Source organism: Thermococcus profundus (assembly GCF_002214585.1).
GTDB lineage: Archaea > Methanobacteriota_B > Thermococci > Thermococcales > Thermococcaceae > Thermococcus > Thermococcus profundus.
Window position 1 is genome coordinate 1 of the sequence record NZ_CP014863.1, and the last position, 22557, is coordinate 22557.

17 protein-coding genes are annotated in these 22557 nt (G+C 44.9%); 14 read left to right on the forward strand and 3 right to left on the reverse strand.

What is annotated here, in order from left to right:
* Nucleotides 1-55: 55 nt before the first annotated feature.
* From A3L09_RS10630 to A3L09_RS10650, 5 genes are all read left to right on the forward strand, one after another.
* On the forward strand, nucleotides 56-328 hold the full coding sequence (locus A3L09_RS10630; RefSeq protein WP_088859060.1) for a hypothetical protein: 273 nt from the start codon (nucleotides 56-58) through the stop codon (nucleotides 326-328).
* Entirely contained in the window at nucleotides 328-1488 is a 1161-nt protein-coding gene (locus A3L09_RS10635) for a hypothetical protein (RefSeq protein ID WP_088859061.1), read from the forward strand. Before A3L09_RS10630 ends, A3L09_RS10635 begins: the two co-directional genes overlap by 1 nt.
* A gap of 559 nt (nucleotides 1489-2047) precedes the next feature.
* Nucleotides 2048-2413, forward strand: coding sequence for a hypothetical protein (locus A3L09_RS10640; RefSeq protein WP_088859062.1), 366 nt, complete (start codon nucleotides 2048-2050; stop codon nucleotides 2411-2413).
* On the forward strand, nucleotides 2400-4868 hold the full coding sequence (locus A3L09_RS10645; RefSeq protein ID WP_088859063.1) for a hypothetical protein: 2469 nt from the start codon (nucleotides 2400-2402) through the stop codon (nucleotides 4866-4868). Before A3L09_RS10640 ends, A3L09_RS10645 begins: the two co-directional genes overlap by 14 nt.
* Nucleotides 4865-6763, forward strand: coding sequence for a UvrD-helicase domain-containing protein (locus A3L09_RS10650; protein WP_088859064.1), 1899 nt, complete (start codon nucleotides 4865-4867; stop codon nucleotides 6761-6763). The genes A3L09_RS10645 and A3L09_RS10650 overlap by 4 nt, the downstream gene beginning before the upstream one ends.
* A gap of 74 nt (nucleotides 6764-6837) precedes the next feature.
* On the opposite strand, the gene A3L09_RS10655 is transcribed toward A3L09_RS10650, so the two are convergent.
* Entirely contained in the window at nucleotides 6838-7764 is a 927-nt protein-coding gene (locus tag A3L09_RS10655) for a hypothetical protein (protein WP_198362308.1), read from the reverse strand.
* Between the two features lie 100 nt (nucleotides 7765-7864).
* On the opposite strand from A3L09_RS10655, the gene A3L09_RS10660 reads away from it, so the two are divergent.
* From A3L09_RS10660 to A3L09_RS10695, 7 genes are all read left to right on the forward strand, one after another.
* A complete protein-coding gene (locus tag A3L09_RS10660; protein WP_232473653.1) occupies nucleotides 7865-10831 on the forward strand; it encodes an Eco57I restriction-modification methylase domain-containing protein in 2967 nt (988 codons plus the stop codon).
* Nucleotides 10832-10837: 6 nt separating this feature from the next.
* Nucleotides 10838-12643: a hypothetical protein gene (locus A3L09_RS10665; RefSeq protein WP_088859065.1), complete on the forward strand. Its 1806-nt coding sequence runs from the start codon at nucleotides 10838-10840 to the stop codon at nucleotides 12641-12643.
* 765 nt (nucleotides 12644-13408) lie between these two features.
* Nucleotides 13409-14032 carry a type IV toxin-antitoxin system AbiEi family antitoxin domain-containing protein gene (locus A3L09_RS10675; RefSeq protein WP_088859091.1) on the forward strand — a complete coding sequence of 208 codons (624 nt, stop codon included), beginning with the start codon at nucleotides 13409-13411 and terminating at the stop codon, nucleotides 14030-14032.
* A complete protein-coding gene (locus tag A3L09_RS10680) occupies nucleotides 14022-15038 on the forward strand; it encodes a nucleotidyl transferase AbiEii/AbiGii toxin family protein (RefSeq protein ID WP_088859067.1) in 1017 nt (338 codons plus the stop codon). Before A3L09_RS10675 ends, A3L09_RS10680 begins: the two co-directional genes overlap by 11 nt.
* The gene (locus A3L09_RS10685) at nucleotides 15031-18411 is read left to right on the forward strand and encodes a helicase-related protein (RefSeq protein ID WP_088859068.1); all 3381 of its coding nucleotides are present in this window, start codon (nucleotides 15031-15033) and stop codon (nucleotides 18409-18411) included. The genes A3L09_RS10680 and A3L09_RS10685 overlap by 8 nt, the downstream gene beginning before the upstream one ends.
* Before the next feature lie 55 nt (nucleotides 18412-18466).
* Nucleotides 18467-18925, forward strand: coding sequence for a DUF365 domain-containing protein (locus A3L09_RS10690; protein ID WP_232473654.1), 459 nt, complete (start codon nucleotides 18467-18469; stop codon nucleotides 18923-18925).
* A gap of 80 nt (nucleotides 18926-19005) precedes the next feature.
* Nucleotides 19006-19398 (forward strand): beta clamp domain-containing protein, encoded by a 393-nt coding sequence (locus tag A3L09_RS10695; protein ID WP_088859070.1) that lies wholly within the window; start codon nucleotides 19006-19008, stop codon nucleotides 19396-19398.
* Nucleotides 19399-19423: 25 nt separating this feature from the next.
* Here the strand turns inward: A3L09_RS10695 and A3L09_RS10700 are convergent, their stop codons facing one another.
* Entirely contained in the window at nucleotides 19424-19774 is a 351-nt protein-coding gene (locus A3L09_RS10700) for a hypothetical protein (RefSeq protein WP_088859071.1), read from the reverse strand.
* A gap of 390 nt (nucleotides 19775-20164) precedes the next feature.
* Complete coding sequence (locus A3L09_RS10705; protein WP_088859072.1) at nucleotides 20165-20563, reverse strand: hypothetical protein; 399 nt, start codon at nucleotides 20561-20563, stop codon at nucleotides 20165-20167.
* 152 nt (nucleotides 20564-20715) lie between these two features.
* On the opposite strand from A3L09_RS10705, the gene A3L09_RS10710 reads away from it, so the two are divergent.
* Nucleotides 20716-21663 carry a MarR family transcriptional regulator gene (locus A3L09_RS10710; RefSeq protein WP_088859073.1) on the forward strand — a complete coding sequence of 316 codons (948 nt, stop codon included), beginning with the start codon at nucleotides 20716-20718 and terminating at the stop codon, nucleotides 21661-21663.
* On the forward strand, nucleotides 21638-22375 hold the full coding sequence (locus A3L09_RS10715) for a hypothetical protein (protein WP_088859074.1): 738 nt from the start codon (nucleotides 21638-21640) through the stop codon (nucleotides 22373-22375). The genes A3L09_RS10710 and A3L09_RS10715 overlap by 26 nt, the downstream gene beginning before the upstream one ends.
* Nucleotides 22376-22557: the final 182 nt, after the last annotated feature.

The following is a 22557-nucleotide window of genomic DNA, read 5'->3' on the forward strand; positions in this document are numbered from 1 at the left end:
GGGTATCACCTCAAATTAAAATACCTGCAACGTCCTGATGCAGGAGGTGTATCAAATGAGAAGGGAAAATTCTACCTCTAGGCTAGTAGAAGATATCAAGAACTGCGATGAAGAACCTAACTTGAACCCTCTAGCAGGAGTAGAGATCTCCACTTACGAGATCGAGAGCGCGACGATCGTTCTAACGCACTATGCCCTCTGGAAGATTGTTGACAAAGGAACTAACTTAGATCATGAGAGAATGGATTATGAAAAGGAGATTGTCAGCATAACTGACCCGATAGCGGGGCTTGATTATGCTATGGAAACCTTTGGGAGGGGATCATAATGATTGGCACTATTAGCACTTTAGAGAGTGTTTATGTTGAGAATACAGCATTGGATCTTGATCCATCACATGGTACCGACACCATACCACATAAGAAGACGATTGTCATTATGAATGGAAAGAAAGTTCGAGTGCCTGTTAAAGATTCCATATCCCTTAGACACGCTTTAATGTCCGCCTATTGGGACATTTACACTAAGAAGATGGGAAAGCGGAGAATTAGCGTCTTTGGCAGAGATTACCTGGGCTTTTTCATGACAAAGGACAAGATGAACAACATCAGGAGGGTACTTCCGTTCTACGGTGGGGATGGCAGAATTTATGTAGCATTATTTGGCAGAGCTAATGATCCCAAAATTAAGATCTATGAGGTAACTTCCGATGGAATCTCCTTTACTGAGGAGGGTACAATGTTCTTTGAGCCAGTGACAGACGAGCCTGTTATGGTGACTGACATTAATGGTGTCATAAATGAAGTTGCAGACTATGACGTTTTTGGAACCCTGTTTGCAGAGGACGATCTCCCTTACAGGAAATCGAACTATGTAGTAACATCAATGATCGCGCTGCCCTTCTGGCGGAGTGCTCATAACATAATCCCCAACGTTGAGCTTGTGGGCGGTTACTTCGTGCACGCCCAGAGAATTCATCTTGGTGGAATCAATGAGCCCGTCTCGTACATACCCGGTTCAACAATTGGGCCAATGGATATGGAAGCATACAAGGAAAGAATTGGAACGATCTTTGATACCCTCATTCAATTCCCAAGCGAGAAGTATGTCTTTGTTCGGAAGGCAAACGATGCTTTTCTCAGGAGGAGTTTTGGCATAATTGTTTACTCTAGAATTGGAAAGGGTTACACGATGAAGGCTGGCCCTTTATTGTACCACCGTGTTACCGGTGTTCTAGGAGACATAAATAACACCTTAGCAACTGAGAAAAACGAAAAGGTGACTATTGCGATCTATGTGAACCCGGAGGAAGTAAACGGAAACACAAAGCACCATGGGATACAAAGGGGCTTCATTAAGGGGTTAATACAAGAATTGGAAAAGCTTGAACAGAAGTATCCTAATAGGGTGGAGTACATGACTGGATACTACGAGGACCTACCGGAGATGATGTACACTCTCAAGGATATCGTATTTGAAGGAGCCTGATTGCTTCTACACTTTCATTTTTCAGCACTTCGAAAATACTAGCGGCTATTTTTTTGGTTTTTATGTCCATCTTACTGACAGTATGCTTGTGTGCATGATTTTTCTAGGAATTGTGAATGCGTAGTTGAATCACCCAATCTGAGTGCTCAAAAGCCTTCTTATGGTGTTACAATTCTTGGTCGTCCCCGCTGTGTCCTATCTATTCACACTACTCTAAGTTGGGTTGAGCTTGAGGTGTGTTTTAAGAGTGCTGGTGTATCCTCATTCAGTGTGATTTTCAGTTGACTCAATAACAGTAGATTAACCTCTTTTGTTCGCTCTTCATGTTCGTTTTTTGTCACTGCAACATGTGGGGAAACAAAGCAGTTTGAATAGTCCTCTCTCTTAGTTGTAACCCTCTTATGGTTCTTTTCAATGGTCACCGAAGTGCTCTTGACTACTGAAATATTACCTACGAAAAAATCATGAATTGGTGAATACTCATTATCTTGATCTTCTGTGTAGCCACTTGTAGCTACTTTTAATATTCACTTCCTAACTTTCATTTTTGGGTGGTCCCATGACTGAATTGAATCCCATCTTTGAGGGGCGTTTGCTTGATGCACTCAAGCATGGTGAGTGGTGTCTTAGTGCTGATGGTGAATATCTTGTAGTGCCCGTGAGGGCAATCAGCAATAGCAAGGCTGAAACTTCGAGCTTCATTGAGATAATTGAGGTTCTTGGCTTGGGACGCTATGGTGTAACAACCAGAAAAGGTGTTGGCTCGTTTAGAGCGTTTTTCATCAAGATTTCAGCTTTGAGAAGTGTTAGCGAGGAATTCAGCGAGCTTTTCAAAAAGGAACTCAGTAGACGAAAATTAGGAGGTTCCTGTCCCTTAATGGCTTCTTCTCCGGGCAGAGGGGGTGATTCCAATGAGCGCCACTGAAACCATTATCAAGGATTTCTCTGAAAACAGGAATCTCATTAAAAAGATTTTCAAGACACTGTTTCCAGAGGGTTGGGTTGAGGTTAGCGTTCTGAGACGGGGAGATTACGATCCCAAAAAGCACGAGTTTAGGGTAAGGGGACGCTACAGTCGGTACTTCAATCTCTCTCGTCGCGGGGCTGCAATGGGATTTGCACATAAGGTTGAGTCAATTCTCATGCACGAAATCGAAAGTGGGGCGCTGAGGGGCGTTTATTTTGGAATGCAGCCACGAAAGGAGAACCTTCTCAATAAAGCGAGCAAGGAGAATAACATTCTTGGGATTTTTAATGTTATCTTGGATATTGACTACTTCCACGCTCCAGAGGACAATGAGAGGCTTGAGCGGTTTGGCCTGACCGATAAAATGAGATTTGAGTTGCTTGATCTTGCGAACACCGCAGTCTCAGCCTTCAAAACCGCTGGAGTTTCACCAGTGTACGCCCTCATTACTGGTAGGGGCGTTCAAATAGCTTTTAGACTTGAGAAGCCCCTGACGGGGGAGTTGGCAACGACAGAGTCATTAAGGTTCATTGCTCTCAAACTTGAAGAGGTTCTCCATAAGGATGAGGAATTTCACCGGAAGTTTGGACAAGTGGGTCTGGATCATAACGCGATTAAACTGGCGCAAATCGTTCGATTTCCGCTAACCCCTAATGGGGCCACTAAGAGGTTCGTCCCAACTGAGTTCGCTTTCGTCGCTGATGATCTTGAAAAGGCTGTCATTCCAGAGGCATTTGTTGTGGATGCACTCGAGGTCATGAAGCACGCTTCTGCCATTGGTCGTGCAAAGGGAGCTGAAGTTGAGGTTCAGGTTAAGTCGAGGCCTGTAAAACTCTCTGAGTTCAAGCTGAACCTTTCCGATGAGCACAAGAGAAGGATAGCCGAGATTTTTGCTGGATTGTATGAGAAAGGAACTCACAATGATTTGGCCCTTGCGTTGGCTGGATTCCTTGCATGGAGGCGCGTTAGCGTTCAGGACGCACTTGAAACTGTTAATCTGTTTCTCAACATAACTGGAGACTCTGAGAATACATCAATTGTCGAGAAAGAGCTTGATGGTGTTCTGCTCAAGGGAGGACAGCGGGCTGTTGAGAAGATTTACTACACTTATTTAAGGGCATTATCGGGGGAGAAAGTCGCTTGGAAGACCCTTCTTAAGGATGTTCTAAGGAGCAAAGCAATGAGAGAAGCTAGTTCTTGTGATGAAGTTGATGACCTTGTGTCGAAACAATTGACTCAGGTGATTATGCAACTGAATCGTGCCTTCCCCCTACGCCGTTCAAAGTTTCATAGGAAAGAGAAGGATGATCCCTCAGAGCTTGAGCTTGATTACGATAATCTCACTGACAATGAAAAAGAGGTTTTTGAGATCTTTTTGGAGTTTATTAACCTTCTCGTTGAGTTTCTTAGCGTGAGAAAAAAAGAGCGGAACAAAAAGGCAATAGAAATAGCTGAGTTTTCTTTTAATCTGTTTGATAGGGTTCAGGAGAACTTGGTTAGGGCAGTAATTTACGTCAAACATACGGTTAACGGGACATCAAGGAGATACTCTCTGGAGGTTCTTGACAAGAACCTGAACGTTCACGAGATTACTCTTAATTCCTTGGATAAACCCATGCTCCTCCTCACTGCTATTGGCAATGTTCGTCGAGAATACCTAATTCCTCCAGACAGTTGGATACAAGATCAATTAGCCAGAGCGCTCAGGTTCAAAAATTTGGAACATGCAATGATTATTAACCCAAAACTCTACTTAGGTCTGAATAGTCTATTTCACAATGTAACAGAGGCGAAACTCACAAGAGAACTGGAGAAATTTGAGCATGCTCTCAGAGACAGTTGGGAAATCGTGAGGATTCAAACTGATGAGGAACTTGCTGAAGAGATTTTGTACTCGATTCTCTCAGACGCCCGTGTCCTAATTGTTAAAAGCGACGAAGTTTATTACCAAGATTGGGTTTATGTCACTAACAGGGGAGAATTGCTTATTCCAGCCTCTCTAATTGAGGAGCGCTTGTCATTGAACAAGGTCAGTGGTAAGGCGTTTGTCTCCGCCCTCAGAAAACGCAAACTGTTCATCAACAATGCTCCTGGAAAGTACCGGACCACGCGGAAGGTCAAAATGCTTGAGGAACTGTTGAGGGACTTCAAAGGGGATGTCAACTTCGATTCCTCCATTGTTGCGCAGGAAACATTTTACCGTCTGAGCGCCAATGCAGTATTTGATTTCATCTCTGAGGTGTTCAACGAGGACGTTCGCAAGAGGATAATCAGTATTGAAGAAGCCCTTAACTCGCTCAAACTGTTTGAGCTCAAAGAGAAGCTTAGAGAAGCCATTGAACAGCAAACTTCAGAGGCCGAAGAGACGCCTGCAGTTCTTGAGATCCAAGCTGGAGGGGGTGAGCCCCGATGAAGGCCATCAGGATCGTAGGCAATGCTGGCACAGGCAAAACTACAACCCTTCTATCTCTTTACTCATATTTGACGAACAGACCACTCTCTTCACTCCAAAGGGACATTATTAATGAATATTTCGGTGATTTAAACGTCCCAAGAGGAAAAGAAGCATTGATGTTAACGTTTAGCAGCACTGCTGCCAAGGAGCTTGCCAAGAGATTAACGGGACAGGAGGATACGGGCTATTTGACGAACATTCGGACATTGCATTCGTTTGCGGCCTCTTATCTAGCCCAAAGAAGATCAATAAAATTCCCTACGGTGAACGGCCGTCCGGGCGATACCTTTGTTGTGTTTTGCAGGAAGTTCAACATTCCATTCTCGACCGAGGAGCCTTTTGCCCCTCTGTTGGGAAATACCATTGCAAACATGCTTTCAGCGGCGATCAACAGATATTACCCGGAAGAGAAAGATATTGGCATTGTTTTAGCAAAGCACATATTACCCAGGCTTCAGGGTAAAGAGCAGGAAGTACTGTTGAGCTATTTGGAATTCAAGGAGAAAACTGGCTATTGGGACTACAACGACGTTCTCATGGCCCTATTCGACGAGGAGCACATTGATCTCTCCTCCTTTGGTGACGAGGAGATTGGATACCTCATTATTGATGAGGCACAGGATCTCTCGGCGCTTCAGTACTCGATTATCTCAAAGATTGTCCAAGACAATCAGGATGCTATTGACCTCGTTGTTTTTGCTGGGGATCCGCACCAGACGATTTATTCGTTCCAAGCGGCTGACCCGCGCTTTTTCATGGAGTTGGACAAGTTGTTGGGAGTGGACGTTGAGACGATAGTCCTCAAGCGTTCTTTTCGAGTTCCTCGGACTGTGAGCTTTGCCAGCAAACAACTCCTCATCCGAACTAGAGCGGTACTAAATCCGAGTTTTCTGAACTATGAGCCGAGGCCAGAAATCGGGGAGTATCGAGTTATCCCCTTTGTTGATCTTGTTGATGGGAACACTGTTAGTGAGGCTATCAAGATGAGTCAAGTTCGTAAACTGATTGAGGAGGCGGGCGATGAGCTCAAAAGAGGGAAGAGTGTTGCAATCTTGACAAGGACTAATGTTCAGGCTCGGTTTTTTGAGAAGCTGTTCATACTGGCTGGGTACTCGCCAAAACGATTGAAGGCCTCTGCGGCAAGCGCGGCGGACAAACTCATGTTCATCCTAGCTGGAGTGGATTATCTCCAGAACGGGCTTGAGGAGGGAGCCGTTCCAAAAGAGGTCAAAGAAGAATTGTTCGCTTCACCAGGTTGGAGGGCTAATGTTAAGAGGTTCCTTCGCCTCACTGCCTTTTCGAGGTACCTCGACAATGAGCTAATCGAGCGAATGCTGCTTTATTCTTTCAAGGAGCGAGGAGTCAATTTCGACAAGATGAAGTTCAAGGGCGCAACTCTTGATCACGTGCAAAAGAATGAGAAGTTGAGAAGGCTCGTTGAGAAAAATCGGCCCGTTATTGAAAGGTTCCTTGAGAACCCTATGCGGTTTCTGAGCAGGAAGGACGTTGAAACATACCTCCGTGACAAGGATTATTATGATGTCCTCCTAGTTCTTTTAAGGACTGGACGGGCACTGACTGACTCTCATCTTTTCATTGACACTATTCATGCGAGCAAGGGAGCCGAGTTTGATGTCGTTTATTTGTACGATTCCACTAGGGCTCTGCCTGCTACTGAGTCGGAAAAGAGGGAGGCTGTGTTCGTTCTTTATGTGGGGATGACGCGTGCAAGGGAGGCTTTGAGAATTTTGGATACGGAAAACAGTTTGTTGGGTTATTTCAAGAGGGAGCACTCCCTTTATGAGCTGGGCAACGCGAGCCTCGTACAGCACCTTGCGCAGGTTGCTACTTGACTTGTTATTTTTGGCAAATCAACTTAAGTCTAGACCGAAGTCAAAGATATGAACAGTAGGATGTTATTAAAAACTTAAAAGCACCAATGCACAAAAACCCAAGGGCCGAAACTAAGAATGGAAGTGGTCATTATGATGACTAATGAAAGTAAAGATGTCGTTGAAAAAGCCAAGTCAATTGAGTCCCTTCTCAGGAGTTTAGATGAAGAAACCTCCACCGAAAAAGCCATCAAGATTTTTAGCAAAATTTTCGAGTACTGGGGCTTTGAAAGGACAAAGTTTTTGACGTCAACTTTTTTCCTCAGCTCTTCTCTGAGTGAATCAAGGTCAACTATCCAGCCCTTTTTCTGGAGGAAATACACAAACATCAACCTGTTGAAGAACGTATGTGCAAAGGTCTTGGCGGCTCTCTCGATGAATATCTCTTTTCTCTTTTTCTCTGGGATTGGGGTGGACTCCACCGTAAGAAGATAATCCGCTGGACAGCGCTTTTCAAGTTCTGCCCCGTAGTGCTTCTTAATCCAATCTTTGAGCCTGTAGTAGTTGTCCCGATAATCTTTGAAAAACTCCTCCGTAAGGGGTCTGACGAGCATGTAATTGTTTAGAGCGTCCCTAATCAAGCTGGCGGAAAGTTCTTTGTGTCCTTCTAATTCAAGGGCCACCTTTGCGATGTTTGAAGCCAGCGTCCTGAATTTCTTTTCAGAGGGATCGATGACGTAAACGTTGAGCTTCGCACTCTCAAGCTTTCTCTGATAGATTGGAACTATCAGCTTCCAGTATTTGTGTTTGGAGCTCTTGGGATTCTCTGTTACGTCCAGTATGAGGATGAAATTGGCGAAGGAGATATCCCCTGAGAAGGAAGTGAAATTCAGAAGGTTCTTCACAAGCTTTTGGCGGTACTTAAGGGTGTCTTTCCAGGTCTCGGCGTAGATAACGTAGAAATTCAGGACAGAAGAAGGGGCAACGGATATTATCTTTAACTCGTCGGTGTTTTCGTCCACAAAATCATCTAAGTAGTCTCCTTCAATATCCTCCTCCTCGAAGTGGCTTCACGACCAGTACGAGGAGTACGGAGGCAACTTTTACAGGGACTACCTCAGGGTGCTCTTCCTCTACGCCATGAACAAGCCGAGGAGAGGATACGCACGCAAAGACAGCGAGGAGATAAAGAGCGTTCCATCTCCCGTTGTTAGAGACATATTCCTCTACGGGGTTCCCTACTTCAACGGTGGCCTCTTCAGCCCGGTTGAGATTGCAGGGGTTAACCTCGACGAGATAATCACCGAGATAGATGATAAACTGTTGTCGGAGATAGTCCTCGGCTTCTTCGAAGCATACAACTTCACCGTCACGGAGGAGACTCCCTACGAAGTTGAGGTGGCCGTTGACCCAGCAATGCTCGGCAAGATTTACGAGTCCCTCATAGCGGCTGAAGAGCAGGCCGGGAGTGAAGAGGAAAGGAGAGCATCGGGAATATTCTACACACCAAGGAGCGAAGTGGACTTTATGTGCAGGATGGCGGTCTATGAGTACCTCGAAAGGAACACCAAGCTCGACAAAGAAATTTTGAGGAAGTTCATCTTCACGCCATCCTACGATTGGGATCCAAATTCACTCACTTGGGGCGAGATTGAAGAGATTGAAAAGGCCCTCAAAGATGTTAAAATCGTTGACCCCGCCGCGGGAAGTGGTGCCTTTCTCGTTGGTATGTATCACCTTCTCATAGAGCTCTACGAAAAGCTCACAGAGGACTCCAAGATCACCTACAAGAAGAAGCTTGAGATAATCCGCGACAACATCTACGGCGTTGACATCAAGGACTGGGCGATAAGGGTAGCCAAGCTCAGGCTCTGGCTGGCCCTCATTGAAGGGGAGGGCAAAATACCCAATGAGCCGATCCTTCCAAACCTCGAAACCAAGCTGGCCGTTGGCGACTCCCTCGCCCCACCGCACTTTGTCCTTAAAATCGGCGGAAGGAAAAAGGTCATCGAGATTCCCTTAGCCAAGTTCAGGGAGAGCCTCAAACTCCTCTGGGCAAGAACGGGCGCAAGTGAGGCGATAGTAAGCTACAAAGAGCTCGTGAGGAAGTACTTTATGGGTGAAAAGATCAACGGAAAGCCCGTTACTCTGAAGGACATCCAGGACGCAAAATGGGGCGCCCTCCAAGAGTTCCTTGAGAGTGCCCTTAACGAGGAGATGAAGGCAAAGGAGAAGAAGGAGATCAGACTACTCCTTGAGGCGGTGTCAAAGCAGGACTACTCGACCTTGGAAAAGCCGCCTTTCATCTGGGAGCTTGACTTCCCGGACGTGATGCTTGAAAAGAAGGGCTTCGACATCGTGATAGCCAATCCACCCTACGTGAGGCAGGAGAAGATCTACCCAGAGTACTACGATTTGGCCGAGTTTCAGATGCTTCCAAAGAAAGAGCAGGAGAAGCTTAAGAAGGACTACAAGAACAAGATAAAGGCCCACATGGAGACCATTCTAAGGGAGAAGTTTAAGTGGGAGACTACCCTGCCGGGAAGGAGCGACCTCTATGCTTATTTCTTCATCCAGGCCGTAAACCTGCTGAACCCCAATGGCTCGCTCGTCTTCATTACCTCAAACTCCTGGCTGGACGTGGACTTCGGAAAGGCCCTTCAGGAGTTCTTCATAAGGGCGACCTACCTCAAGGCTGTGATAGACTACACGAAGAGGAGCTTCGAGCAGGCGGACGTTAACACGGTGATAACCGTCCTCACGAGGAAGCCGGCCAAGCTCTTCAACCTGCTCGATGAGAAGTCCTTCACCAACTTCGTCCTCCTCAAGAGGGACTTTGACTGGGTAGGCGAGAAACTCGTCGAGAAGATACTGAAACCGTACTTCGAGGAGAAGGGCGTCGAGATCTTTGGAGGAATCGTCCACAGCTACGAGGACGACGAGGTGAGGGTTAGAACCGTTAGAGAGATAGAGCTTGCCAAAATGGGCGGCTTCAAGGTCAGGGAGTTCCTCAAGGGGACTTACACCCTTCAGGGTGAGTACAGTGGAATGAAGTGGGGCGGAATACTCATAAGGGCGCCGAAGATATTCTACGTTATCCTCGACAAGGGGAAGGGCAAGCTCGTGAGGCTTGGGGAGATTGCCGAGGTCAGGAGAGGGTTCACAACGGGAGCGAACGAGTTCTTCTACCTTGAGCCGATAAAGAATCCAAAGGAGTGGCCGATCTGTCCGGTTTGTGGAAGGGTTCACGAGCCGGGAGAGGGCTTAGTTGCAGTGAGGAACAAGGCGGGATGGGAGGGCTACATTGAAGAGGAGTTTCTGAGACCGGTCGTGAAGAGCCCGCAGGAGATAAAGACCTATGTAATTAGGCCAGAGGACCTGAAGCTTCGTGTGTTCCTCTGTAATCTCTCGAAAGAAGCGCTAAAGAGAGCTGGCAAGGTTCATGCGTTGGAGTACATCGAGTGGGGAGAGAGTCGGGGATATCAGAATAGACCAACAACTAGATCACGCACCCTCTGGTGGGATTTAGGTGTTAGGGAGCCGTCCCATATTTTAATTCCAGAAAGGTACTGGAACACATACAAGATAGCTCTGAATACTGCTCAAGCGCTTGAAAACAAGAACCTTTATGGGGTGCGTTTGGATGAGTCCAACATAGATACAACTATGGGATATTTAGCTTCTACAATTTTGCCACTGTTCCTTGAACTGTATGGGAGAAGCAATTTAGGAGAAGGCGTTCTTGACATTGATGTGTACATGAGCCAAGAGATATTAGTACTCCACATAGACGACGTAGATAGGGCAGAAAAATTACATTGGCTCCTAATGAAGTTAGCCAACCGCCCGATCAAGTCCATCTTCGAGGAGCTCGGCCTTCCGAAACCAAACAGAGACTTCAGCAACGTCAAGCCTGAGGACGTCTCCATTGGCAGGGTTCTTCCAGACAGGCGCGAGCTTGACAGGGTGATCTTTGAGGCGCTCGGATTGACCGAGGAGGAGCAGCTTGAGGTTTACAGGGCGGTTGTCGAACTCGTGAAGGCAAGGCTGGTGAAGGCGAGGACGTTTTCAAAGAAGGGGAAGAGGTGAGTCTTTATGGACTCACCAGTTTATCTTCTTTACATCCCCCTAAAATCTGAGATCGAAATTGAGACAGTGACAGAGGATGATATCCAGAGAGAAGAACTTACAGGGGAGGAGGCAGAAGAATTCCTTGAGTTCTTAGAGAAAGAAATATTCCCCCTAGCCCGTAAAAATTATGAGGAGGGCGATTTCACTAAGAGAAGTTTAATCCTCAGGGTCAGAAATGTGCTCAAAAATAATGATCCTACCCAGCTTGAAACACTCCTCTTGGATTTTCTCGAAAATGGAACCGCCACATCAATGAGGGCTGAAGGAAAATACGTTATTGCAGTTCTCTACGAAAATAAACTCTATTTAATTCACAGCAAGATTAAGGAACGTAGTGTGGGCAGGGAAGAAGAAACACATAGCTTTAAGGTTTACGAACGCTTCCTTGACAAGGATAATCTCTATCGTTTTATTGTATTTATCCTTGAGGACAATACCCTCAAAGCAAGGATGTATCTTAAGCATGACTCTAACAAAACATTCCTTGAATGGCTCGGAATTCCTCCAAAGAGAAGACCCCTTCCAGAGAACCTCACAGTAAAGTTCGTAGGCACTTTTGGGAACTACAGACTCTCAATTGAATTGGATATCGATACTGTGCTTAAGCTGGAGGAGAGAATGGAGGGCGGGAGAGCCATCACTGAGGATATCTGCATTGACCTAAATCGGGGAAAGTTAAAGGTCGGCGAATTAAGCTTGAACATTGACTATGGGATATTCCCAGCCTTTAAAAAGAAGGTCCCCAGAGATAAACTTGGAGAGCTATTTTACTATGCCAAACAACTTCGCTCTGATTGGGACTATCAGATTGCATATCTTGAAGAACTCCCCAATAAACTTAGGGAAATGATCAAACAGCCAGATTTGCAATCAGTACTTTCTTCTATCCAAGGCAATCCACCATACGAAGAGAGGATTGATGGTTTGTACAATAAAGAGACTGGAAAGCTAGTTTTACCTAAAGATGGCGGTGACATTGTTTTGGTTTACTTTAGCAAAAATCATGAGAAGTTTATTGAGCTATCACCTGATTTTCTTAATATCCTTGCAGAGAGGATACTGGAGAACAGCACACTAAAGATGATGGTTTTAAATCGGGACATAAATCCAGACAAGCCTATTAAAATTGATAATGTGTACCTGTACAACAGACTTCCGCCCGAATTCGAGGAACTCTTTAAGGAACTTCCAAAAGCGGATGGAGATGAAAATGAATGGAAAGAGTTGTCTCCAACATATCGCACATTGCTGAAGTTATCAATCCTGAACTTTATTGGAAGTTTCAGCGAGCAGTATTATGTTTTTCAGAAGGTTCTAGAGTACATTCAAAAAACAAAACAGATAGCTGATGTGGACATGATTCCGGAAATAGAGGACGTCATGGAATTCAAAGGACGTGATGTTCTCTACAATGAAAAAGGCAAACCCAAAGATTCTGAGGAGATTGTGGACTATCTGTTTAGTGATATTCTTAAGAAAATCTCTGGAACAAATTTCAAGTTCTATGCTATTGGGATTAACAAAAATACACGGAAAATAGAGCCAATAGAGGAAGGATACTTTTGGGATGATATCATAAGAGATGGAATCTACGAACCACTTCATGAGAAACTTAAGTCCAACGGGCTTTCAATATCCAAACCAGTGAAGCTTCCAGTCCGTGGTGGTTTTATTCTACTATTCTCGGTGAGAGTTGAAAACCCCAGTTTACTTCAACAACAGATCTCCTCTGGGCTTAAAGCGTTGGAAGGCATGGCTGAGGGGAGGTGATTTAGATTCCGGCGGATGTCTCATTTGATTTTAAAACCCTTTTAGGCCTAATCGGTGAAGGCATTACAATAATCAGACTGCTACAAGAGGCAATTGCCAAAAAGGAACTCAAAAGCACACTTTGGCGACTCATTGAAGAGGATATTGGACAAACCAAAAGGGCAATTGATAAACTTTCTGACGCCATAATCTTAGCATTTGGTGCAAACCTCTTCTACTCATTTATTTTTGATCCCCTTGATCCAGAGAAAAAGGCCAAACAACTAATTGATGATATCCTTAAAAACTATCAAGAAGTTCTTAAGGGCCTTAGTTCGCTTTCTAAAACCATACTCACATACCAAGATGAGTTTAAGGAGTTCTTTTCACCTACGGAGTGGGTTTACATTAAAGGGGTTCTAAGTGCCGTTAAAGAGGAGAAAATAGACGTTGAACTTCTCTCAAAGCAGATCAAAGTATGGCCAATGTTTAAGCAGACGAAGAATCAACTGCGCTTTCAGGAGAAGTTTTCGGAGTATCTCAATGAATTCAACAAGCAGACAGGGTTTGACGAATTAAACCAGCGTCTTGGATTAAACGATCCCGAATACCAAGAATTTGTTGCCAAATTTTTGGAGAAATGTTTCAAAGAATTTTTTGTTGAAGCTAAGAAGTTTAAATCAAGACAAAAATGATCCGGAGAAGTGGAAAAATTTAGCTTCTTCTCAAGTTTAACTTAACTAACAACCACTAACTTTTTATGGGTTGTTAGTCAAAATGAAGATCATGAAGCCGATCATTCAGCTGCTCCTTTCGGATTACGGTGGACAGGTAATAACCCGCGAAGAACTGGAGAAGCTCGCCACTTACTTCAGCGAGGACGTTGACTATCTCGTGAACTACCTTATCCAGTACGGCTACGTTATTAGAATTCTCCGGGGTTTGTACTACGTGAAAACTCCGCTGGAATTCTCATCGGGGGGTTCCCCACCAGTCTACAAACTCCTCTCTCTCGGAATGAGCAGGATAACGGAGAACTGGTATTTCGGTCTGTTTACGGCCCTGGTACTCAACGGCCTCACCCACGAGACATTCACAACCGTTTTCGTTATCAACGACAGAATAGCCAGGCCAAAAGTCATAAACGTGAACGGAACACCCGTGAGAATAATCAGGAGCAGGCGGAATATCTTCGATTTCGGAATAATCGTAAGGGACTCGTTGAAGCTCTCCGACATTGAAAAGACCCTTCTTGATTTCCTCTACTTTTCCAGTTATGGTACTGTTTCCAGGGAACTTGCCCTGAGAATCTGGAGGGAATACTCGGGGTATGCTGATAGAGAAAAGCTCAAACGATATTCCGAGAGGTATCCAATGTCAGTGAGGAAGGTGATCCGGGATGGAAGGTAATTCACTCCTGATGGAAATCCGCAGGAACGAAAGGAGAGGTTTTGCAAGGTTCGTTTCCAGAAAAACAGGAATAAAATCCATTGATCTCGTCGAATGGGACTACATAATCCATACGATTTTGAAAGAACTTGAGAGGGATCCGCAGTTTAAGGAAAACTACATTTTCAAAGGTGGCACATGCCTTGTGAAGTGTCACCTCGGTTATTACCGCTTCAGCAGAGATCTGGATTTCGCATACCGGGATAGCGACAGGCTTAGAGAACTGAGCAGGAGTCAACTCAGGCAGTTCCTGAACGAGGAAACGGGAAGAATAGCAGAAATCCTGAAGTGCGTCGCGGAGGACTTAGGCCTTGAGTTTCAGTACTCGGGGCATAATGACTTCAATAACCATAGGTATTTTAGCTTCAGGATTGGTCCGGGCTGGTTCAGGGAGATAGTGTTGTACTCCCCACTCGGTGAGAAGATAAAAATAGAAGTAAACTACGCGGAAAAACTCGCGTTTAAGCCTAAAACATTGAAAGCGAACACATTATTATCCTGGAAGGGGATTACGCTCACTTCAAAGGAATATGAAAAGTACATAGAATTCCTTGGCAACTATTATCCTCTTCGCATTCTTGCATACTCTGACAGGGAAATCCTCGTGGAGAAAGTCAGGGCACTCTTAACCAGACGGGAGTTTAAGCTCAGGGACCTCTATGATTTGTACAAACTCAATCAACGTGGGCTTGAGATTTCAAAATACAAGAATAAAATAGTCGACAAGATAAGAAACTACTTGGCCTTGAGTTCGTTAGCAAGGGAACATCTGGAAGTTGCTCTGAATTCAATTGAAGAAGGCACTTTCCTCACAGATATTGGCGCCGAGATAGAGAGGGATAGTGGCCTGATTGTGGAACCTTTCAGCAAAGAAGAATTTTTGAAGTTTGTTGATGAGTTAAGAGAAGAATTAATGGAAATCTCAGGAGATTTAAAACCTCTAAATGAGGTGAAAAACAATGGCTGAGTCAGCCATACAACTTCTTGACAGGCACGGCCTTGTTGACAACCAAAGGGTTAGACTAATAGACGTCCTCAGGGAGGTTCTGACTTCTGGATACTACAACCAGATAGACGTTGCGGTTGGCTTTCTTTTCATAAGTGGGATGAGGGAAATTCAGGATGAACTTGAGACTTTCTTCTCCAAAGGAGGCAGGATGAGAATAGTGATAGGCAACCAGACGAACAGGGAAACCTTCGAGCAACTTAGTATGGTTTATCATTCACTCGAAGCTCTTCAGAAGATAAAGCGCCGTGAAAAAAGCATTGAAACCAACCTCGACCAACAGAGCGAAGACATCGAAAAAAACGCCAATTTCATGGAACAGAGCGAAGAAAATGAGCTATTCTTAAGAAGGCTCATGGAGTGGATCCAGAGCGGGAAACTTGAGATCAAAATCTACGTCAAGGAGTTCATGCATGCAAAAGCTTACCTGTTTTATCCCTCAGAAACTTCCATGATGCGGATAGGCCTCGTTGGGTCAAGCAATTTCACATTAGCTGGACTCTCTGGCAATACTGAACTGAACGCCATCGTTCAGTCTACTCATTTCGAGAGCCTGAAGGAATGGTACGAGGGAATATGGAAAGAAGCATTACCATTCAACCCCAAATTGCTTGAGATAATAGGGAGAAGTTGGGCAGGCCAAGTACCCGGCAATCTCCCCTCACCCTGGGAAGTCTTTATCAGGGGACTGTACGAGCTCTACAAGGAGATACTGGAGAGGGATACAGGATTCCTGTTGAGAAGGCTTGAAGACAAACTCTATGACTTCCAGAAAGATGCGGTTGTGAGAGCAATATCCATCGTTAATAAGTACGGGGGAGTCTTAATAAGCGATGTAGTTGGTCTTGGCAAGAGCTACATTGGACTGGCACTCCTGGAGCATTTCTCACTCTTAGATCTTCTCCAGGGTCGTCCGAAGGAAGTTGCGGTAATAGCCCCACCTGGCCTTATTCGCTACTGGGAAAGCCTATTAAGAGAGAATAACATTCCTGGAAAAGTGTTTTCATCCGGCCTGCTCCCTCGCAGAGAGTTATCCCCAGAGAAGTATCAGGAAATGGAAGAGTACATAAAACGCGTAGGAACCGTGCTGGTTGATGAAGCCCACCACTATTCAAATCCACACACGAAATCGTACAAAAACCTCCAGGAACTTGTGGCTGGCAAAAGGCTCATTCTCTTAACTGCGACACCGTACAGAAAGATGTACAGGGACATAATCAACCAGATTCGTCTTTTCCTTCCAGAGAGGAGACATCCATTCCCAATAACGCCGCAGACTTGGGACGAGTTAACGAAGGCCATAGAGAGAGGTGAAATTGATCCGTCATACGTACTGAGAGAAGTTCTAATACGAAGAACTAGGTATGATATTCTCAAGCTCTACGGGGGCGAAGGCAACTGCATCAAGATAAAGAAGAACAAAAAACTTTGTTTCCCACGGAGAGAGCTGTCAGTGCTCACATACACAATATCGGAGGTCTACCCAGAGGACATTTACGAGCTACTTCTGAATGGAATTTCTTCCATGAATTACGCTAGGTTCGACCTCTACAACTACGTACTTCCCCAGTTTAGGGAGGCTGAACCCTACAAGAACCTATCCTCGGCTGGCAAACCCCTCAAGGGCCTAATGAGAATCCTCTACCTAAAACGCCTTGAAAGTTCTTGGTATGCCATGTATCAGACTCTACGGAGGGACTTAATAAAGACTAAAAACTTCATTAAATTTGTCCAGAATGGCCTCATCCCAGCGGGAGATGAGTTTGACGACATTCTTCTTGGAAAGATCAATAGTAATGAAGAGGGACTCCTCAGCGATGAGGAGGTTGCAGAGTTCATCGAAAAGTACAAGCTCAAAAACAAAGTAACTTACAAGGCTGGTGCTTTCAGGGTTGGAAAGCTCCTTGAGGATTTAGAGCATGATATCAAAATCCTTGAGTCAATGGAAAAACCGTTGAAAAAACTCAAGGAGGACCTTGAGAACCATCCAGAGAAAGATCCAAAGCTTAGGAGGCTAGCAGAGGAAATCATAAAACTGAGGAAAGAAGGCAAGAAGGTTCTCGTCTTCAGTGAATTCGAAGAGACCGTTCAGTGGATCCACAAGGGCCTCAAGGAAATTCTTCCTAAGGATATTTCTCAAAAAATGGATTACGTGAGCTCAAACACCAAGGGAATAGCCGACAAAATCAAGCGTTTCGCTCCAAAATCGAATGGAAATCTAGATATTGATGAGTCACAGGAGCTTCATATTTTAATAGCGACTGATGTCCTCAGCGAAGGTCTTAACCTCCAGGATGCGAATGTTGTCGTAAATTATGATCTACATTGGACCCCCATCAAGCTAATCCAGAGAATAGGTAGAGTTGACAGAATTGGAACGGAGCATGATGAGATTCTAGTTTACAACTTCTTCCCCGAGAAAAAGCTTGAGGAAAATCTAGGACTCCTGCAAAAGGTAGAGAGAAGGGTCCAGGAGTTCAGCAGAGCACTTGGAACAGATGGAAAGATCCTTCAAGAAGAAGAGGAGTGGAATCCATCGGCGATAAGAGCCATCTATGGGACAGATGAGATGGAAAAAATAGAAGAGGAGTTCAGCAGTTCCTTGCTCTCAGTCACTACTTTTGCCGAAAAGCTGTTGCGGGATTACAAAGAAGCCAACGAGGAAAGGTTCAAAGAGATAATAAAGAGGTACTCAATGAGAAGCATTGTAAAACTCCCCAAGGGAAAAGAATCAGTAGCCTTCTTTGTCTGCACTAACGGAGTGATTTCCCAATACTTTGTTTACCGCCTCATAAATGGAGAGTGGAAGCCCCAAAACGTTCCAATTGAGCAACTGTTAAAGGATACTGGATTGAAGGAGAACACTCGACCATACAACAGCAGGGAGGCTATGAAGACTTATCGTCTCGTGGCTAATAGGGCACTATCTAACTTCAAAGAACTATTGAAGATATCCGAAAGCGAGCTGGAGTACACACGTAGGAGTGCCTCTAAAATACCTCCAAAGGTGAAACTCATCCTTGGAAAGATCGAGGAAAAAATGGCAAAAACGAAGAATCCCGGAGAGAAAGAGTATCTCAGCCAGCTTCATGATCTGGTGTACTGGGGCTACCTCAATAATGAGCCATTTAAGAACGCCCTGCTCAGGGCCAATGTAACGAAAAGAACATCGAGGGATACAGTGATAAACCTCTGCCAGGAACTTGTTGAGCGCTTTGGCATTGCAGCCCGCCGGAATGCCATCAAAGAGGAAATTAAAAAGCGGAAAACAGAGGGAGTCAAGCCGCACATAGTAGCTGGACTTCTCTTCGTTCCGGAGGAAGTAGAAGGTTAATTCTTTGATTTTTTCTTTCCAAAACATTATTTAATCGTTAACAGTGATTATTGGGATGGTGAGAATAATGGAAGAGGAAGTCGTGGGTGTCACCTTTCCAGTCCCAAAGTGGTTCCTTGACAGGATTCTTAAAGAGGGCAAGACTGTCTTCGTCAAGCCTTCGACGCTGAGAGTTCAGCCGGGCATGAAAGTCATCTTTTATGCCTCCAGGGAAGGTCAGGCCTGGCTTGGAGAGGCTGAAGTTGAGGCGGTTGAGCAGCTCACGAACGTTGAGGAGGTCATCAAAAAATATGGGGACGAGCTTTTCCTCACTCCGAAGGAGCTCAGACAGTATGAGAAGGAGCGTGAGAAATGGCACTCACGCGGAAGGAGGCCGAGGCCCTGGATGGTTCTCAAGCTGAAGAACGTGATGAAATATTCAAAGCCAGTTAAGCCACCGAGGTTTATCGCCGTCTCTGGAAGGTATGTCAAAGAGAAAGAGTACAGGGAAATTCTAAGAAGAGCGGGGGTTTAAAGTGCTTATCCACTCACGAAAATTCACAATGTGGACGAAATTTATTAGCTCCCAGCCAAACATCCGTATGGTGAGGAATCATGGCATTTGAGCTCGCATTAAGCAGCACCAAGCCTCTTGTGGATATGCTAGTCGCAGCGGTTAATTTATTAGGCGAGAATCCCCCTTCAAAGGTCGTGATACTTGAAGTTGCAGAACAAGGAGCTTCACTACAAATAACAGAGCCAAAGAGAGTTGCTTTTGTGAAGATTTACATTCCACGAGGACTATTTTTAAAATACAACATTGAGGATAAAGAACTCGTTGAAATTCCCTGGTATGATCTCGAAAGAGTTCTTAAGAGATCCAAGAGTAGTGATGTCCTTATCCTCAAAAAAGGGAATGAATCAGTTTTGGAAGTTACATTTGAGAGTGTAGCAATACGAACCTTCAGGCTCCCGTTACTCTCTCCTCAGAAGACCCTGAGTAGTTAGTGTCGTTTTCAACATATTATTAAGCTCATTCTTCGAGCCAAGCGCGGTATTTGCGGTAAAGATCGAGCATTCTGCTTCCAAAGCGTTTTGAAAGCACGATGTAGTGTTTTCCGGTTGATAGCTCGACATAGTCATCAAGAAAGCCCAAGGCCCTCAGTGAGTTGATGTAGCGGTAAATTTGCCTTTCTGAGAACCCCGAATTCCTAGAGAATCTTTGAACGAAGTGTTTTAGTTCCCAGCGGGGCAGTTTTCCGTCGTACTCGTGTTTTATTGCCTCAAGCATGTTGGTTATGGTTCTGATGGTTTCGGCTTTGGTTTTTTGGCGGTGAGGAACCATCCCCCAGTCTACTAAGGTTTGGATTATTTTTTCGATCATGATATCACGTCCTAAGTTTGTCTTTTATGACATTTTTGTGTCATAAAGGTTTTAAGGTTTTCGAAAAGCAGCTGTGTTTGGGCTTTTTTCTGGTTTTGAGGGTCGGGCTCTTAGTGACATAATTATGGCACGTTTAAAAAGGGCATACCGTATGGGGGAGATCACACAAGAAAAACAAATCCGAGAAAAGCACGTTAAAAAGTTGAATCTTCCTGGGTGTAGTGCCTGCACATTAAGTCGAGCTTCACTTGTACTCATAGCTCTTAAAGGGCAACCAATCAAAAAAGATGTATTTAATTAATACGCTTAAGAGGCTCCTAATACGATCTCAGCGATATTACATGACCATGACAATGTAAAGGTTACTTGAAAAGATGTTGAATAGTGAATTCAAAGTTTTAACCGAGGAGCTCCTTCCCAGAGCAACTTCACAATTTGAGACTCAAAATATTCAGGAGGATGTTCCCTCATACATTTCTCACATATCCCATACACGATAATTCGATACCCCGCGAGTTCTAAAACCTCCGGGTCAGTGGGGATAAAAGTTCCCAAATAGCTAATGTGCCTACTACCACAACCCACACAGAAGAAGCTTGGTCCTTCAGGTTGCAGCAAAAGCCGTATCCCCTTTATGAAGGACATTTCAGAAGTTACCTCCTCTGCAAATGCACGTATTCCCTTCGCAATCCTGCGGGCTTCTTCCCCGGTTATTCCACTGTTTAAGAGGGCTGTGTAAATTATCTCCTCCATTTTTTCAAGTCGTTCTTTGTTTTCCTCAACCAACATCCTCACTCCCCGTTAATAGGCAAAATAAATATGTCACAAGCCTTCGTTTAATAAGCAATAATCCTTAAGAGTTTATTAAGTTTTAGTCTTGGATTCCAAATAGTATCCCAAAAAACCAAATATTTTTAAACTAAAATTTGAAAAATTGAAACATGTCCCTCACAAAGTCAGAGCTTAAGGTTCTCCTCGCTCTGGATGAACCAATGACATTGAAGGAACTAGCAGAAAAGCTCAATCTCTCAAAACCCACACTTTCAGTCACGATAAGCTCCCTTGAGAGAAAAGGCCTCATTGAGCGCCAGAGCAAAAAACCCCTCACAATCAAACCAGCAAACAACAAGGCCACCCAACTCTTGAAGCGGATAAAAACAGAGTACTCCCATCTCAACCTCGAAAAGCTCCTGAGCGGGAATTATCTCAAAACCCTCGCGGCCCTCAAAGTTGAAACCCCACAACCCCCCTGGCTCCTCCAACTCAAAGCCAACGTGAGCAGGCCAACCCTCCACCGAATCCTGAACGAACTGATGGAACACCTCATCGTCGGAAAAACCAAAGAAGGTTACTTCCTGAACGAGCGGTTCGCCCTTCTGAAAGCTTTCGCTGAGGAGTATTTTTGGCTTGAAAACACGCTGAAGGTAGAGGAGTTCGATCCTAGCGCCACAGTCGTGTGGAGCGGCGTTGGAGAACTCATACTCACGACCAAGAAGTTTAAGGGGAAAAGCGTTGGTGAGTTCCAACTCACGGGCCTTGCCCGGTTCTCCGACTTTGGGCTTCCTCTCATTTCATCGGGAGTTTACCATTATTACAGACCTGCGAGAGAGATCAGCCTTGAGGAGGTCGTTGTTCATACTTTGAGGCTAGGATCAGATACTCGAGAACTTCTTTATGCCTCTGCCCTCCTCAGAGGAGTGAGTTTTGACGAGAAGAAGCTGAGGAAGCTTGCGGCCAAGTTCGAAGTCTCGGATGTTGTTGATGACCTCCTCGAATTCCTCAAAGGCGTGCCCAAGCACTACCCATTCCCCTCAAGAGAAGAGGTCGAAGAACTCTGGAGACAATATTTTGGAGGCCACAAGTATGATCACCAGAGAAAGACTGATTGAGGAATTTGTGCTCCTTGACGAGAAGGCCCAACTCATGGGAGCTGAAAAGATTGACATCTTCCTGATTGGTGGCGGCAACCTAGCCCTGAGAGGCATTAAACCAGCAACGGCCGATGTCGATATTGTTCTCAAAAACGCCAAAACCCTCAAACAGCTGGAGGAAGTCCTAACAAACCCCTCACCTAGGCTAAAAACCCGCAAAGGGCTTGTCATTTACGTCAAGGTAGTCGAGCACGAGTACACAACAAAGCTTGGAGCTGTCTCAGTCTTCAAAAAGCTCGATCCTGAAATGGGGGACTTCAATCTCGACGTTTTCGTGAAGAGAGTTTTGAAGGGCATCGTGCTCACGGAGGGCATCATGAGAAGGTCTTCAATTCCAGAAGAGTTCAAGAGCTTGAGGACCATTAGGGTGCATCTCGTTTCCCCAGAGGACATCTTCTTATTCAAGGGCGTGACTTCGCTGGGCCGTTCGAAAGACATTGACGACATTCTGAGGCTCCTTGAAATGGGAATTGATTTTAACACGGTTTTAAGGGAGGTCGAAGCTCAGAAAGAAGTTATTGAGCCCGAGTGGTTCGAGTGGTTCCTTGGGATCCTCCTTGACAAAATGACAATGGTGAGGAACATTCTCCAGGAGAGAGGGTTGAGAAGCTCTGGATTAGAGATGTTCATTAGAACGCTCCAAGTAATCAAACCAGCCAACAAGACGTAACCTTAGGATCCTCACAGAAATAGGGGGCAATCACCGAGTATTCTCCACGACCATTATCAGCATACAATAGTATTTGCTACCAATGCACTCATACAAAGCAAAAGCAAAAGGGGAATGTCTCAAAAAGCCAAACCCACACCAAAGAGTGAGATATTTTAGAGGAAAGAGACTCGGGAAGACAA